Origin of the sequence: Pseudomonas sp. Sample_16, from assembly GCF_004307665.1 — a bacterium.
In the GTDB taxonomy this organism is placed as follows: Bacteria; Pseudomonadota; Gammaproteobacteria; order Pseudomonadales; family Pseudomonadaceae; genus Aquipseudomonas.
The window spans coordinates 1-15,368 of the sequence record NZ_RCOB01000214.1 but is presented as its reverse complement, the minus strand read 5'-3'; the positions used below and the strand labels follow the sequence as shown (position 1 = coordinate 15,368).

General features: G+C 60.9%; 14 protein-coding genes. All 14 read left to right on the top strand.

Annotated elements, in window-relative coordinates; all coding sequences use genetic code 11:
- A partial coding sequence (gene hutU / locus D8U69_RS28010) for a urocanate hydratase (RefSeq protein WP_130908584.1) occupies window positions 1-1,100 on the top strand: 1,100 nt, incomplete at its 5' end.
- Between the two features lie 132 nt (window positions 1,101-1,232).
- Window positions 1,233-2,705 (top strand): cytosine permease, encoded by a 1,473-nt coding sequence (locus D8U69_RS28005; RefSeq protein ID WP_056852227.1) that lies wholly within the window; start codon window positions 1,233-1,235, stop codon window positions 2,703-2,705.
- A gap of 69 nt (window positions 2,706-2,774) precedes the next feature.
- Window positions 2,775-3,743 carry an ABC transporter substrate-binding protein gene (locus D8U69_RS28000; protein WP_130908583.1) on the top strand — a complete coding sequence of 323 codons (969 nt, stop codon included), beginning with the start codon at window positions 2,775-2,777 and terminating at the stop codon, window positions 3,741-3,743.
- Between the two features lie 70 nt (window positions 3,744-3,813).
- Window positions 3,814-4,665 (top strand): proline/glycine betaine ABC transporter permease, encoded by an 852-nt coding sequence (locus D8U69_RS27995; RefSeq protein ID WP_008058061.1) that lies wholly within the window; start codon window positions 3,814-3,816, stop codon window positions 4,663-4,665.
- Window positions 4,662-5,492 (top strand): glycine betaine/L-proline ABC transporter ATP-binding protein, encoded by an 831-nt coding sequence (locus D8U69_RS27990; RefSeq protein ID WP_056852229.1) that lies wholly within the window; start codon window positions 4,662-4,664, stop codon window positions 5,490-5,492. Before D8U69_RS27995 ends, D8U69_RS27990 begins: the two co-directional genes overlap by 4 nt.
- A 168-nt stretch (window positions 5,493-5,660) precedes the next feature.
- The gene (gene hutH / locus D8U69_RS27985; RefSeq protein WP_056852230.1) at window positions 5,661-7,184 is read left to right on the top strand and encodes a histidine ammonia-lyase; all 1,524 of its coding nucleotides are present in this window, start codon (window positions 5,661-5,663) and stop codon (window positions 7,182-7,184) included.
- 111 nt (window positions 7,185-7,295) lie between these two features.
- The gene (gene hutH, locus D8U69_RS27980) at window positions 7,296-8,834 is read left to right on the top strand and encodes a histidine ammonia-lyase (protein WP_130908582.1); all 1,539 of its coding nucleotides are present in this window, start codon (window positions 7,296-7,298) and stop codon (window positions 8,832-8,834) included.
- 131 nt (window positions 8,835-8,965) lie between these two features.
- Complete coding sequence (gene hutI, locus D8U69_RS27975; protein WP_130908581.1) at window positions 8,966-10,171, top strand: imidazolonepropionase; 1,206 nt, start codon at window positions 8,966-8,968, stop codon at window positions 10,169-10,171.
- A gap of 10 nt (window positions 10,172-10,181) precedes the next feature.
- Complete coding sequence (hutG, locus tag D8U69_RS27970) at window positions 10,182-10,982, top strand: N-formylglutamate deformylase (RefSeq protein ID WP_130908580.1); 801 nt, start codon at window positions 10,182-10,184, stop codon at window positions 10,980-10,982.
- Between the two features lie 206 nt (window positions 10,983-11,188).
- A complete protein-coding gene (locus D8U69_RS27965) occupies window positions 11,189-12,136 on the top strand; it encodes a choline ABC transporter substrate-binding protein (protein WP_130908579.1) in 948 nt (315 codons plus the stop codon).
- On the top strand, window positions 12,136-13,053 hold the full coding sequence (locus D8U69_RS27960; protein ID WP_056852234.1) for an alpha/beta hydrolase: 918 nt from the start codon (window positions 12,136-12,138) through the stop codon (window positions 13,051-13,053). Before D8U69_RS27965 ends, D8U69_RS27960 begins: the two co-directional genes overlap by 1 nt.
- A gap of 104 nt (window positions 13,054-13,157) precedes the next feature.
- The gene (gene pip, locus D8U69_RS27955) at window positions 13,158-14,129 is read left to right on the top strand and encodes a prolyl aminopeptidase (RefSeq protein WP_056852235.1); all 972 of its coding nucleotides are present in this window, start codon (window positions 13,158-13,160) and stop codon (window positions 14,127-14,129) included.
- The gene (dtd, locus tag D8U69_RS27950; RefSeq protein WP_056852236.1) at window positions 14,126-14,563 is read left to right on the top strand and encodes a D-aminoacyl-tRNA deacylase; all 438 of its coding nucleotides are present in this window, start codon (window positions 14,126-14,128) and stop codon (window positions 14,561-14,563) included. The genes pip and dtd overlap by 4 nt, the downstream gene beginning before the upstream one ends.
- A gap of 321 nt (window positions 14,564-14,884) precedes the next feature.
- On the top strand, window positions 14,885-15,368 hold a 484-nt coding region (locus tag D8U69_RS27945), incomplete at its 3' end, for a glucan biosynthesis protein (RefSeq protein ID WP_177434604.1).

Sequence of the window (15,368 nt, the reverse complement as noted above, 5' to 3'; positions counted from 1 at the left end):
CGCTGAACATCGAATGCCAGCAGGTCAGCATCGATTTCCGCCTGAAAAGCCGTTATGTCGACGAGCAAGCCACTGACCTCGACGACGCACTGGCCCGTATCGCCAAGTACACCGCCGAAGGCAAGGCAATCTCCATCGCGCTGCTGGGCAACGCGGCGGAAATCCTGCCGGAACTGGTCAAGCGTGGCGTGCGTCCGGACATGGTCACCGACCAGACCAGCGCCCACGACCCGCTCAACGGCTACCTGCCGGCCGGCTGGACCTGGGATCAATACCGCGAGCGCGCCAAGACCGAGCCTGCCGCTGTAATCAAAGCCGCCAAGCAATCGATGGCCGTACACGTCAAGGCGATGCTGGACTTCCAGAAAATGGGCGTGCCGACCTTCGACTATGGCAACAACATCCGTCAGATGGCGCAGGAAGAAGGCGTGGAAAACGCATTCGACTTCCCGGGCTTCGTACCGGCCTACATCCGTCCGCTGTTCTGCCGCGGCATCGGCCCGTTCCGCTGGGCTGCGCTGTCGGGCAACGCTGAAGACATCTACAAGACCGACGCCAAAGTAAAAGAACTGATCCCGGACGACGCTCACCTGCACAACTGGCTGGACATGGCCCGCGAGCGCATCAGCTTCCAGGGGCTCCCAGCGCGTATCTGCTGGGTTGGCCTGGGCCTGCGCGCCAAGCTCGGTCTGGCGTTCAACGAAATGGTGCGCAGCGGCGAGCTGTCGGCACCGATCGTGATCGGTCGCGACCACCTGGACTCCGGTTCGGTCGCCAGCCCGAACCGCGAAACCGAATCGATGCAGGACGGCTCCGACGCCGTGTCCGACTGGCCGCTGCTCAACGCCTTGCTCAACACCGCGAGCGGCGCGACCTGGGTTTCGCTGCACCACGGCGGCGGCGTCGGCATGGGCTTCTCCCAGCATTCGGGCATGGTGATTGTCTGCGACGGTACTGATGAAGCGGCCGAGCGTATCGCACGCGTGCTGCACAACGACCCGGCCACTGGCGTCATGCGTCACGCCGATGCCGGTTACCAGATCGCCATCGATTGCGCCAAGGAACAAGGGCTGAACCTGCCGATGATTACCGGCAAGTAACGCTTGCCCGTAGGAGCAACGCTTGCTCGCGATGAACGATAACGTGGTGCATCAGATACACCGCCATCGCGAGCAAGCTCAGCTCCTACAGGGACCGAATGAATTCCAATAACAATCCACAGAGGTTGAACCATGGCTGTTAACAGCGAACGTGCAGGCAGCAAACCGTTGATCGAGAAACGTTCGATCGACTACATCCCGGAAGCGGAAAGACACGGTCGTCTGTTCAGCCAGTTCACCCTGTGGATGGGGGCCAACCTGCAAATCACCGCGATTGTTACCGGAGCCTTGGCCGTGGTGCTGGGCGGTGACGTGTTCTGGTCGTTGATCGGGCTGTTGATCGGTCAAGTGCTCGGTGGCGGCGTGATGGCGCTGCATGCCGCGCAAGGTCCGAAGCTTGGCTTGCCGCAGATGATCTCGAGCCGGGTACAGTTCGGGGTCTACGGTGCGGCCATCCCGATCGTGCTGGTGTGCCTGATGTACCTGGGGTTCACCGCAACGGGAACCGTGTTATCCGGCCAGGCGCTGGGCCAGTTGTTTGGGGTCAGCGACACCGTCGGTATCCTCCTTTTCGCCAGTGTCATCGTGCTGGTCACGGTGCTCGGTTATCGGGTGATCCATTGGATCGGTCGCGTCGCCAGTGTCATTGGCGTGATTGCCTTTGTTTATCTGTTCAGCCGTCTGGTGAGCCAGGTTGACGTTGGCGCCCTGTTGCAAATCCGCCACTTCAGCTGGAGCAGCTTCTTGCTCGCGGTGTCGCTCGCGGCGTCCTGGCAAATCGCCTTCGGCCCCTACGTGGCTGACTATTCGCGCTACCTGCCAAGCAAGGTTTCCTCGGTGAAAACCTTTTTTGCCGCCGGTGCGGGTTCGGTCATTGGTGCCCAGGTGGCAATGGTTCTCGGCGTATTTGCCGCGGCTTCGGCCAACGGCCAATTCGCCGGTCACGAAGTGGCCTACATCGTGGGGCTGGGCGGTACCGGTGCCACCGCTGCGCTGCTGTACTTCAGCATCGCGTTCGGCAAGGTCACCATTTCCACACTGAACTCCTACGGCAGCTTCATGTGCATCGCGACCATCATCAGCGGTTTCCGTGGCGAACTGAAGGTCACGCGCCTGCAGCGTCTGGTCTTCGTACTGGCCATCGTCGGTGCCGCGACCCTGATGGCGTTGCTCGGCCAGCACTCGTTCCTCGGTGCGTTCAAGTCCTTCATCCTGTTCCTGCTGGCGTTCTTCACGCCATGGAGCGCGATCAATCTGGTGGACTACTACTGCATCACCCGCGAGCGCTACGACGTGCCGGCGCTGGCCGATCCGAACGGGCGCTACGGCCGTTGGAACGCCCTCGGTATCAGCGTCTATGTTTTCGGTGTGCTGGTGCAGCTGCCGTTCATCGCCACCAAGTTCTACACCGGCCCACTGGTGGCTGCTCTGGGTGATGTGGATATTTCCTGGATCATCGGTCTGGTGCTGCCCGCAGCCGTGTATTACGTGTGTGCGAAAAAGTGGCATGGCAGCGTACCCGATCACCTGATTCTGCCGGTCGAGCAGGACAGCGTTGTACAAACCAAAACAATCGGGGCCGGTCGCGCTGCGGCGCAGGCCTGACTGGACGTGGACAGGGCTGGATGCCTCTTGACTGCCGTAAGCCCATTCATGATTAGGAGCGTCACAACAATGAAATCGAACAAGACCCTGCTGACCGCATTGCTTTCCATGGGCCTGCTGGCCAGCGCTGGCGCCACTCAGGCGGCGGGTTGGTGCGAGTCGGGCAAACCGGTGAAATTCGCCGGCCTGAACTGGGAAAGCGCCATGCTCCTGACCGACGTGATGCAAGTCGTGCTGGAGAAAGGCTACGACTGCAAGACCGACAGCCTGCCGGGCAACTCCATCACCATGGAAAACGCCCTGAGCAGCAACGACATCCAGGTGTTTGCCGAAGAGTGGGTTGGCCGCAGCGAAGTCTGGAACAAAGCCGAGAAGGCCGGCAAGGTCGTCGGTGTCGGCGCGCCGGTGGTCGGTGCGGTCGAAGGCTGGTACGTGCCGCGCTACGTGATCGAAGGCGACGCCAAGCGCAAGCTGGAACCTAAAGCACCTGACCTGAAAACCATTGCCGATCTGGGCAAATATTCCGCCGTGTTCAAGGACGCCGAAGAACCATCCAAGGGCCGTTTCTACAACTGCCCGGCTGGCTGGACCTGTGAGCTCGACAACAGTGAGATGCTGAAAAGCTACGGCCTGGAAAGCAGCTACACCAACTTCCGCCCAGGCACCGGCCCGGCGCTGGATGCCGCCGTGCTGTCGAGCTACAAGCGTGGCGAGCCGATCCTGTTCTACTACTGGTCGCCGACCCCGCTGATGGGCCAGGTGGACGTGGTCAAACTGGAAGAAAAGCCGGGCGTGGACAAGACCGTGACCATCAAGGTCGGCCTGTCCAAGACCTTCCACGACGAAGCCCCGGAATTGGTGGCCGTGCTGGAAAAGGTCAACCTGCCGATCGACCTGCTGAACCAGAACCTGGGGCGCATGAGCAAGGAGCGCATCGAGTCGCCAAAACTGGCGAAGATCTTCCTGAAGGAACATCCTGAAGTCTGGCACGCATGGGTGAGCGAAGACGCTGCCAAGAAAATCGACGCGGCCTTGTAGGTCGAGTTTCTCCGGCTGTCGGCAACGGCAGTCGGACGCTTGATCGCAACCCCTTGATTGAGAGTCTCTTATGTTTCCCGAAAGCTTTACCTTTTCCATCGCCGACTGGGTCAACGGTTGGGTCGATTCGCTGGTGACCAACTACGGCGACGTGTTCCGCAGCATCTCCGATACGCTGCTGTGGGCCATCGTCAATCTCGAAGGCCTGCTGCGTGCCGCGCCATGGTGGCTGATGCTGGCGATCGTCGCGGGCGTTGCCTGGCATGCGACCCGTAAAGTCGTGACCACTGCCGTCATTGTCGGCCTGCTGTTCCTGGTGGGCGCGGTCGGCCTCTGGGACAAACTGATGCAGACCCTGGCGCTGATGATGGTGGCGACGGTCATATCGGTGCTGATCGGCATTCCGCTGGGCATCCTGTCGGCGCGCAGCAATCGCCTGCGTTCGGTGCTGATGCCGCTGCTGGACATCATGCAGACGATGCCGAGCTTCGTGTACTTGATCCCGGTATTGATGCTGTTCGGTCTGGGCAAGGTCCCGGCGATTTTCGCCACGGTGATCTACGCCGCGCCGCCGCTGATCCGCCTGACTGACCTGGGCATTCGCCAGGTCGACGGCGAAGTGATGGAAGCGATCAATGCCTTCGGCGCCAACCGCTGGCAGCAACTGTTCGGCGTGCAACTGCCGCTGGCCCTGCCGAGCATCATGGCGGGTATCAACCAGACAACCATGATGGCCCTGTCGATGGTGGTGATCGCCTCGATGATCGGTGCCCGTGGTTTGGGTGAAGACGTGCTGGTGGGGATTCAGACCCTCAACGTCGGACGTGGCCTTGAAGCCGGTCTGGCGATCGTGATTCTGGCTGTGGTGATCGACCGCATTACACAGGCGTACGGTCGCGCACGGCATGAGGTGAGCAAATGAACAACGCAACCGTGAGCAAGATCGAAGTCAAAAACGTCTTCAAGATTTTCGGCAACCGTTCCAAAGACGCGCTGGCCATGGTCGGCCAGGGCAAGACCAAAGAACAGGTGCTGGCCGAAACCGGCTGCGTGGTCGGGGTCAACGATCTGTCCTTGAGCATCGGCAGCGGCGAGATTTTCGTGATCATGGGCTTGTCGGGCTCCGGCAAGTCGACGCTGGTGCGCCACTTCAATCGCCTGATCGACCCGACCAGCGGTGCGATCCTGGTGGACGGTGTGGACATCCTGCAATACGACATGGAAGCCCTGCGCGAATTTCGCCGGCGCAAGATCAGCATGGTGTTCCAGAGCTTCGGCCTGTTGCCGCACAAGAGCGTGCTGGACAACGTTGCCTACGGCCTGAAAGTCCGTGGCGAAAGCAAAGCCCTGTGCAACGAACGCGCGCTGCACTGGATCAACACCGTGGGCCTCAAGGGCTACGAAAACAAATACCCGCATCAGCTCTCGGGTGGCATGCGTCAGCGCGTGGGCCTGGCCCGTGCATTGGCGGCCGACACCGACATCATCCTGATGGACGAAGCCTTCAGTGCTCTCGATCCGCTGATCCGCGCCGAGATGCAGGACCAGTTGCTGGAGCTGCAAAAGACCCTGCACAAGACCATCGTCTTCATCACCCACGACCTCGACGAGGCCGTACGCATCGGCAATCGCATCGCGATCCTCAAGGACGGCCGCCTGATCCAGGTCGGCACGCCGAAAGAGATCCTGCATTCGCCGGCGGATGAATATGTCGACCGGTTCGTGCAGCGGCGGGCTGCGGTGGTCTAAAAACTGGCGGTGTCTGTACCGGCCCCATCGCTGGCAAGCCAGCTCCCACAGTGTTCTGGTGTGTGAACACAATAGGGGCAATATGACCCGTCCCTGTGGGAGCTGGCTTGCCAGCGATGAGGCCGGTGAAGTTGCATCAATATTCAGGTTGTAAGCACGAGGTTGAAGATGTCCCAGGCTGAAAAAATCGTTATCGCCGACGCGCCGTTGCGTTGGCAGGATGTGGTTGCCGTAGCCCGCCATGGCGCACAGCTCGAGCTGTCGGCGCAGGTGTGGGACCGCATCGAAAACGCCCAGGCGATCGTCCAGCGCATCGTCGCCAGCGGCGAGCGCGCCTACGGCGTGAACACCGGCCTGGGCGCCTTGTGCAACGTCTCGCTCAAAGACGAACAACTCAGCCAACTCTCGCGCAACACCTTGCTCAGCCATGCCTGTGGCGTTGGCGCACCGCTGGCCGACGAGCAGACGCGCGCCATCATCTGCGCTGCCATCCGCAATTACAGCCAGGGAAAATCCGGCATTCACCGCCGGGTCGTCGAAGCGCTGCTGGCGCTGCTCAATCGCGGTATCACCCCACAAGTGCCCTCTCAGGGCTCGGTTGGCTACCTGACCCACATGGCGCACATCGGCATTGCGCTGCTGGGCGTCGGCAACGTCAGCTATCGCGGGCAAATCGTGCCGGCGCAGCAGGCGCTGGCGCAAGAAGGCCTGCAACCGGTCCAGCTCGGTGCCAAGGACGGTCTGTGCCTGGTCAACGGCACCCCGTGCATGACCGGCCTCAGCAGCCTGGCAATTGCCGACGCCACGCGTCTGTTGCAGTGGGCCGACGTAATCAGTGCCATGAGCTTCGAAGCCCAGCGTGGCCAGATCGCCGCATTCGATGCCGAGATCATTGCGCTCAAGCCGCACCCGGGTATGCAACAGGTCGGCATCAACCTGCGCGCGCTGCTCGATGGCAGTGAAGTGATCGCCCAGAGCAAAGGCATTCGCACCCAGGATGCCTTGAGCATCCGCTCGATTCCCCAAGTGCATGGCGCCGCTCGCGATCAACTCGAGCATGCGATCAAACAGATTGAAATCGAACTCAACGGCTGCACCGATAACCCGCTGCTGTTGGGTACGCCGGACAACTTCCGCGTCATGTCCCAAGCCAACCCGCACGGCCAGTCCGTGGCACTGGCGGCGGATCTGCTGGCCATCGCCATGGCGGAAATCGGCTCCATCGCCGAGCGTCGCCTGGATCGTTTGATCAACCCGCACGTCAGTGGTCTGCCGGCGTTTCTGGTGGCCAATCCGGGGGTGAACTCCGGAATGATGATCGTGCAATACGTCGCCGCTTCGCTGTGTGCGGAAAACCGCCAACTGGCGCAACCCGCGGTGCTGGACAACTACGTGACCTCGGGCCTGCAGGAAGATCACCTGAGCCTGGGCACCAACGCCGCGCTGAAACTGCATCGCGCGCTGGAAAACTGCACGCAGATCCTCGCCATCGAGTACCTGTTGGCGGCCCAGGCATTCGAATTCCTCAAGGAACAACGCTTCGGCGCTGGTACCGATGCCGCCTGGCGTCTGCTGCGTGAACGTGTGCCAGCCTACGATCAGGATCGTTGGCTGGCGCCGGACATTGCCGCCGCTGCTGCTGTACTGAAAGAACCGAATTTGTTGCACAAGGCTTTACCGAACCTCAACTGATTTCAACATAAGCCAGCGTGCCAAGGCGCCAGCCCCCCAAAAGGTGGGAAGCGACGGACAACGGACATCTCCGGAGCGTCTGGTTAGTTAATAAAAACTCTCAAAAGGAGAATGAATGTGACTGCGCTTAATTTGATCCCTGGCCAACTGACGCTCGCTCAACTGCGTGATGTCTATCAGCAACCGGTGCAACTGACCCTCGACAACAGCGCATCAAGGCAGATCGAAGCCAGTGTTGCCTGCGTGGAGCAGATCCTCGCCGAAAACCGCACGGCCTACGGCATCAACACCGGTTTCGGCCTGCTGGCTTCGACCCGCATCGCCAGTGAAGACCTGGAAAACCTCCAGCGTTCGCTGGTGTTATCGCACGCCGCGGGTGTCGGCCAACCGATCAGCGACGACCTGGTCCGACTGATCATGGTGCTCAAGGTCAACAGCCTCAGCCGTGGTTTCTCCGGCATCCGCCGGGTGGTGATCGACGCGCTGATCGCGCTGATCAACGCCGAGGTTTACCCGCACATTCCATTGAAAGGTTCGGTCGGTGCATCCGGTGACCTGGCGCCATTGGCCCACATGTCGCTGGTGCTGCTGGGCGAAGGCAAGGCGCGCTACAAGGGCGAGTGGATGGAAGCTACCGAAGCGCTGAAAGTCGCCGGCTTGACCCCGCTGACCCTGGCGGCGAAAGAAGGTTTGGCACTGCTCAATGGCACCCAAGTGTCCACTGCGTTTGCCTTGCGTGGCCTGTTCGAGGGTGAAGACCTGTTCGCCGGTGCCCTGGCGCTGGGCGGCCTGACCGTTGAGGCGGTTTTGGGCTCGCGCTCGCCGTTCGACGCACGCATCCACGCGGCCCGTGGCCAGAAAGGCCAGATCGACGCCGCCGCCGCGTATCGCGACCTGCTGGGTGAGCGCAGCGAAGTCTCCGACTCCCATGAAAACTGCGAGAAGGTTCAAGACCCTTACTCCTTGCGTTGCCAGCCACAGGTCATGGGCGCCTGCCTGACCCAATTCCGTCAGGCGGCCGAAGTGCTGGCCGTCGAAGCCAACGCTGTGTCGGACAACCCGCTGGTATTCGCTGCTGAAGGCGACGTGATTTCCGGTGGCAACTTCCACGCCGAGCCGGTGGCCATGGCCGCCGACAACATGGCTTTGGCCATTGCGGAAATCGGCTCCCTGAGCGAGCGCCGTATCTCGCTGATGATGGACAAGCACATGTCGCAATTGCCGCCGTTCCTGGTGGCCAACGGTGGTGTGAACTCCGGTTTCATGATCGCCCAGGTGACCGCCGCGGCACTGGCCAGCGAGAACAAGGCGCTGTCCCATCCGCATTCGGTGGACAGCCTGCCGACCTCCGCCAACCAGGAAGACCACGTGTCCATGGCTCCGGCAGCCGGCAAGCGCCTGTGGGAAATGGCCGAGAACACTCGCGGGATTCTCGCGGTGGAATGGCTGGCAGCGGTTCAGGGGCTGGACCTGCGCAATGGTCTGAAGACCTCGCCGAAGCTGGAGCAGGCTCGGGCGATTCTGCGCAAGGAAGTGCCGTTCTATGAGAAGGACCGCTTCTTTGCACCGGATATCAATGCGGCGACCGAGTTGTTGGCTTCGCGTTGCCTGAGCGAATTGGTGTCGGCGAAATTGCTGCCTAGCCTCTAACCCCACCCACCGATCGTTCCCACGCTCTGCGTGGGAATGCAGCCCGTGACGCTCCGCGTCACTGGACGCAGAGCGTCCCTTGAGGCATTCCCACGCGGAGCATGGGAACGATCAAAGACGAGGAACTCGGGATGAAAACCCTCTGGCAACACTGCCACGTCGCAACCATGGCGCAGGGCGTTTACTCGATCATCGAGGACGCCGCCATCGTGACGTCCGATGCACTCATCGAGTGGATCGGCCCTCGCGCCGAACTGCCGGCGGGCGAATACCCGGCGGTCAACGATTTGAAAGGGGCCTGGGTCACGCCGGGCCTGATTGACTGCCACACGCATACAGTGTTCGGCGGCAACCGCAGCGGTGAATTCGAGCAGCGGCTGCAAGGCGTCAGCTACGCGGAAATCGCCGCAGCCGGGGGTGGAATCGCCAGCACCGTGCGCGCCACCCGTGCTGCCAGCGAAGATGAACTGTTCGCCAGTGCCGCCAAGCGTCTGAAAAGCCTGATGCGTGATGGTGTCACCAGCATTGAAATCAAATCCGGCTACGGCCTGGACCTGGCCAACGAACGCAAGATGTTGCGCGTGGCCCGTCGTCTCGGTGCCGAACTGCCGGTCAGCGTGCGCAGCACCTGCCTGGCGGCGCACGCCTTGCCACCGGAATACAAGGATCGTGCTGACGACTACATCGAGCACATCTGCGCAGAAATGCTCCCGGCCCTGGCCGCCGAAGGGTTGGTGGACGCGGTGGACGCGTTCTGTGAATACCTGGCGTTCTCGCCGGCGCAGGTCGAGCGTGTTTTCATCACTGCCCGGGAATTGGGTTTACCAGTGAAACTGCACGCCGAGCAATTGTCGTCGTTGCACGGTTCGAGTCTGGCCGCGCGTTACCACGCATTGTCCGCCGATCACCTGGAATTCATGACCGAAGACGACGCCATCGCCATGGCCGAGGCCGGCACGGTCGCCGTGCTGCTGCCCGGAGCCTTTTACTTCCTGCGCGAAACCCAATTGCCGCCGATGGATGCCCTGCGCAAACACGGGGTAAAAATCGCCATCGCCAGCGACCTCAATCCGGGCACATCGCCGGGACTGTCGCTACGCCTGATGCTGAACATGGCGTGTACCTGTTTCCGCATGACCCCGGAAGAGGCCCTGGCCGGCGCGACCCTTCATGCCGCCACTGCCTTGGGCATGGCCGACACCCACGGCTCACTGGAGGCCGGCAAGGTCGCGGATTTCGTCGCCTGGCAAATCGATCGTCCGGCCGACCTGTGTTACTGGCTGGGCGGCGACCTGGAAAAACGCGTCGTGCGTCACGGCGTCGAAACGAGTCTGTAGGAGAGCAGTTGTGGATAAGGTTCTGAACTTCAAACAAGGCCGCGTACCGCTGCTGATCAGCATGCCCCACGCCGGTGTTCGCCTGACGCCTGCAGTCGAAGCCGGGCTGATACCCGACGCGAAAAGCCTGCCGGACACCGACTGGCACATCCCGCAGCTTTACGATTTCGCCGCCGAGCTGGGTGCCAGCACCCTGGCCGCCGAGTATTCGCGTTTCGTCATCGACCTCAACCGGCCGTCCGACGACAAACCTTTATACGTCGGCGCTACCACCGGCCTGTATCCGGCGACGCTGTTCGATGGCATTCCATTGTTCCGTGAGGGCATGGAACCTTCGAAAGAGGAACGTGCGACGTATCTGCAGCAGATCTGGACGCCATATCACAGCACCTTGCAAAACGAGCTGGCGCGCCTCAAAGCCGAGTTCGGTTACGCGCTGCTGTTCGATGCACATTCGATCCGCTCGATCATCCCGCACCTGTTCGACGGCAAGTTGCCGGACTTCAACCTCGGTACTTTCAACGGCGCCAGTTGTGACCCGCAATTGGCCGGTCAGCTGGAAGCCATCTGCGCGCGCCACGGCGACTACAGCCATGTGCTTAACGGTCGCTTCAAGGGCGGTCACATCACCCGACACTACGGTAATCCAGCCGAAAACATCCATGCCGTGCAACTGGAGTTGGGCCAGTGCACGTACATGGAAGAATTCGAGCCGTTCCGCTATCGAGCGGATCTGGCAGAGCCGACGCGGATGGTGTTGAAGGAACTGCTGCAAGGCTTGCTCGCATGGGGCGAGCAACACTACCGGTGACTGATCGTTCCCACGCTCCGCGTGGGAATCCCTCCCTGGCTGCATTACCACGCAAAGCGTGGGAACGATTGATCGAGACAGTCGCCTCCGTGCAAATCTCGGTCGCCACAGTTCGCTTTTAGCGCTCGTCTGCTGCGTAATGTTTCGACCACGGTGCACAAAGACACCGGCCCGACAATAATCCGCTGCCGCACGAGATCATCCTGATGAAAAGACTGTTTACCCGCTGTCTCTCAATCTTCTGCGGTTCCGCGCTGTTGAGTGCCGGCGCCATGGCGGCGGACGACGCCTCCTGCAAAACCGTGCGCATGGGCGTGGTCAACTGGACGGACGTGATCGCCACCAGCGGCATGGCCGACGTGTTGCTCAATGGTCTTGGTTACGAAAGCAAGCAGACGAGCGCCGTGCAGCAAATCATTTTCGCCGGGATTCGCGACAAGCGCCTGGACATCTTCCTCGGTTACTGGAAACCGGCGATGGATAAAAACATCGCGCCGTTCCTGGCCGCCAATCAAGTCAAGGTCATGGACAAACCAAGCCTGGCCGATGCCCAGGCCACGCTCGCCGTTCCTGACTACGTTGCCGCAGCGGGCCTGAAAACCTTCGCCGACATTGCCAGGTTCAAGGATCAGCTTGGTGGCAAGATCTACGGCATCGAACCGGGCAGTGGCGCCAACACCACGATCAAGACCATGATTGAAACCAATCACTTTGGTCTCAAGGACTTCAAGCTGATCGAATCCGGTGAGGCCGGTATGCTCGCCGCCGTTCAGCGTGCGGTGAATCGCAAGGAGTTCGTGGTCTTCGTCGGCTGGACTCCGCACCCGATGAACATCAACATGAACATCACCTACCTGACCGGCAGCGAAGACGTCTACGGCCCGAACGAAGGCGCCGCGACCGTTTCGACCGTGACCGCTCCCGATTACGCCCAGCGTTGCCCGAACGTCAATCGCCTGCTGGAAAACCTGACCTTCACCGCCGCCCAGGAAAGCCAGTTGATGGTGCCGATCATGGAGCGCCAGACGCCCCAAGACGTCGCCAGAAAATGGCTGCGCGAGCACCCGGAAGATCTTGAGCGCTGGCTGGCCGGTGTCAACAGTTTCGATGGCAAGGACGGCGTAGCCACGGTTCAGGCCAGCCTGAAAAACTGATGACGACCTATCCTTTATCAGAACAGCTTTCGGCGTTCGTCGACAAAACCCTGAGTTTCAACAGCACCGAAAGCAGCCTGAGCGGATTGCGTCAGGCCTACAGCGAGATGTGTCGGGCATTCACGCCGCCGCGTCCGGCAGGGTTGTACGTGGTCGATTTCGAATTGGCGGGGGTTGCCGTTCGTTCGTATCAGCCGCCGGTTTCACCTTCTGCTGCTGGCATGCCGTGCATCGTCTACCTGCATGGCGGCGGCTGGGTGGTGGGGGACCTGGATTCCCACGACTTCATCTGCGCCGAACTGGCCTCGACGCTTAACGTGTTGGTGATCGCTGTCGATTACCGTCTGGCGCCGGAGCATCCGTTTCCCGCGGCCTTCGACGATTGCCTGAAAGTCTGGCGCGCACTGCGCACTGGGCCGTTTCAACTGGATCGCGCTCGCACGCTGGTGGCTGGCGACAGCGCCGGCGGCAATCTCGCGGCCGCCCTGTGCCTGGCATTGCGCGATGCGGGTGAACCCTTGCCGGCGGCGCAGGTGTTGATCTATCCGGGGCTGGGTGGCGATCAGCAATTGGCGTCTCGCAGTGAATGCGTTGATGCTCCGTTGCTGAGCAGCAGCGATGTCGATTGCTACCACGCGTTGTACCTGGGTGGCACAGCGAAGCCGGGTGCCTGTGCGATGCCGCTACTGGCCGGCAATTTCAGCGGCCTGCCGCCGGCATTGATTGCGGTGGCGCAGTTCGATCCGCTGCGCGATGACGGTATGCTTTACGCCGAGCGACTGAACAGCGCCGGCGTGAGCGCGACGCTGTATTACGGCGAGGGCCTGGTTCATGGTTGTTTACGGGCGCGGGGGCAGGCTGTAGAGGTGGATGCGTTGTACGAAACGCTGCTCCGTTATCTCGCGGACAAACTCTGACCCTGCAAGGGCATGCTCATTGACGTAAATCGGGTTTATGATGCCCAACGGCAGAATAATAGAAGTCCCCCCAGGGATGACCTCGACCCCTTACGGAGCGCGCAATGCAGACTTTGTACCCGCAGATCAAACCCCACGCCCGGCACGATCTGGCCGTCGACGCGACTCACACGCTGTATGTCGACGAGAGCGGTTCGCCGGAAGGTTTGCCGGTAGTGTTCATTCACGGCGGCCCCGGGGCCGGGTGTGATGCCCAGAGCCGCCGCTATTTCGATCCGAACCTGTATCGCATTGTCACTTTCGATCAACGCGGTTGCGGTCGCTCCACACCCCACGCGAGCCTGGAAAACAACACCACCTGGGATCTGGTCGCCGACCTCGAGCGCATCCGCAAACACCTGGGTATCGACAAATGGGTGCTGTTCGGTGGCTCCTGGGGCTCGACCCTGGCGCTGGCCTACGCGCAAACCCATCCAGAGCGGGTGCACGGTCTGATCCTGCGCGGGATCTTTCTCTGCCGTCCGCAGGAAATCGAGTGGTTCTATCAGGCCGGTGCCAGCCGTCTGTTCCCGGACTACTGGCAGGACTACCTGGCGCCGATTCCGCTGGACGAGCGCGACGACCTGCTCAGTGCTTTCCACAAGCGCCTGACCGGCAATGATCAGATTGCCCAGATGCATGCGGCCAAGGCCTGGTCACTCTGGGAAGGCCGGACCGCCACCCTGCGGCCGAACCCGCTGGTGGTCGACCGTTTCTCCGAGCCTCAGCGCGCGCTGTCCATTGCCCGGATCGAATGCCACTACTTCACCAACAACGCGTTCCTTGAACCGGATCAACTGATTCGCGACATGGGCAAGATTGCCCACTTGCCCGGCGTGATCGTCCATGGCCGTTATGACGTGATCTGTCCGTTGGACAACGCCTGGGAGCTGCACCAGGCCTGGCCGAACAGTGAGCTGCAAGTCATCCGCGACGCCGGGCACGCCGCTTCCGAACCGGGCATCACCGACGCTTTGGTGCGTGCCGCTGATCAGATGGCACGACGCCTGCTCGATCTGACCCCTGACGAAGCATGAAGGGCTTGCTGCAACGCGTGCGAGGCGCGCGAGTCGAGGTAGCGGGGGAAGTGGTCGGTGCAATCGATCAGGGTTTGCTGGTGCTGGTGGCCGTCGAGCCCGACGACACGCGAGCCAGCGCCGACAAACTTCTCAATAAGCTGCTTAACTATCGGGTGTTCAGCGACGCCGAGGGCAAGATGAATCTGTCCCTGGCGGACGTGGGCGGCGGGTTGCTGCTGGTCTCGCAGTTCACCCTGGCCGCCGATACGAAGAGCGGGTTGCGCCCGAGTTTCTCGACCGCCGCCCCTCCGGCCCTGGGCGAGGAGCTTTTCGACTATCTATTGGGCAAAGCGAAACAGGTGCATGGCACTGTGGCATCAGGTAGATTCGGCGCGGATATGCAGGTGCACCTGGTCAATGATGGCCCGGTCACCTTCCTGTTACAGACCTGAAAGCGCTTGAAACATCTTTTTAAGCGCATTTCGGCTGAAAACAGGTGTTTTTCCCAATAAATACTTTGTTACCCCTGATGCGTTGTAACGCGGCCTGCTAGATAATCGCGCGCTACGGGGATCAGCGTTCGTTGGTCCATTTTGACTTAGGTAGAGACTTGTCTGGATCCGATTGGGGAATCATTTTGCCCCAGCGGAGTCGGAACAATGCTCGCCAACTTGGCAAGAGTGGTCTGCAGGACCGGTTTTCATGTACCGGATACCGTACAGACCCTTTAACTGGCCGTTGGTTTTTTGATCTGTTTTCGGCGAGGGTTGCTCGTGATTGTTAGTCCCTGTAACGCACCAAAATTGTCTGCCAAACGGTTACGTAGCGCTCTGGTAGCGGGCTCGGCACTGCTCTGCCTGTTCAGCGCCGGTCAGCTTTGGGCATTCAATCTGGATGATGTATCGGTCAAGGCAAAAGAGCTGGCCGGACAGAAGTACGAAGCGCCGCGCAGTAACCTGCCAAACGAATTCCGCGAAATGAAATTCGCGGACTATCAGAAAATTCGGTTCCTGACTGAAAAGGCCGAGTGGGCGGACCAGAAAACCCCGTTCAAGCTGTCGTTCTATCACCAGGGCATGCATTTCGACACGCCGGTGAAAATCAACGAAATCACGGCGAACACCGTCGAAGAGATCAAATACGATCCAACCCGGTTCGATTTCGGCGACCTCAAGTTTGATCCCAAAGCCACTGAGCAACTCGGTTATGCCGGTTTCCGTGTGCTGTACCCGATCAACAAGGCCGACAAGCAAGACG